Below are 671 nucleotides of genomic sequence, written 5' to 3'. Positions count from 1 at the left end.
GGAGTCTCGTGGGCTCGGGAGAAAAAGCGGCGTACCTCTCCGGTATCGACACCCGACGGGTCATACTCGCGGCCTTTGTGCTGTCAGGACTGTGCAGCGCTGTAGCGGGGATCATGCTCGCGGGCTACGCAGGGCAGGCCTACCAGAGAATGGGCGATCCCTATCTGCTGCCGGGCATTGCGGCGGTTGTAGTCGGTGGCACCAGCATCCTTGGCGGGAAGGGTTCATATGGCGGAACGATAGCGGGGGTGCTGGTCATTACATTGGTTAGCAGCATGCTGTCGCTCATGCACGTTCCCGAAGCCATCAAGCAGATCTGTTACGGCGGTCTGATCGTCGGCATGGTCTGTCTATATAGCACCCGTCAGAACACCGCAACAGCATAACCTTCGTTCCGTTGCCGGTATCGGGCATACCGGCAATACCCGGCCGTAAATAGATGTGCACGCATGCGTGTCGAGTTCCTGATGTATGTAGTAATCCTATGTACAGTAATTGAGACGTCAAAAGGAGTTGGGCTGATGTATTGAACGTGAACGGTACAGTCGAATAGCTTGGGGCGGTCAGAAAAACGAGAACGACTCGCCGAATTCAATCAATGAGGTTTGGAGGCAGACTTGAGGAAAGCGTTTATTGCAGGGTCAGCATTGATACTGACGGCATCCGGTTCG

At 55.1% G+C, this 671-nt stretch carries 1 protein-coding gene; it reads left to right on the top strand.

Annotated features, from left to right (window positions below; translation table 11 throughout):
- The coding region (locus BN2476_RS45165) for an ABC transporter permease (protein WP_369122667.1) at positions 1 to 386 on the top strand (386 nt) is incomplete at its 5' end.
- Positions 387 to 671 lie beyond the last annotated feature (285 nt).

It is taken from the genome of Paraburkholderia piptadeniae, from assembly GCF_900007165.1.
Classification (GTDB): domain Bacteria; phylum Pseudomonadota; class Gammaproteobacteria; order Burkholderiales; family Burkholderiaceae; genus Paraburkholderia; species Paraburkholderia piptadeniae.
Note: the sequence above shows the minus strand (reverse complement) of the source record. Positions and strands in the feature narration are given on the sequence as shown.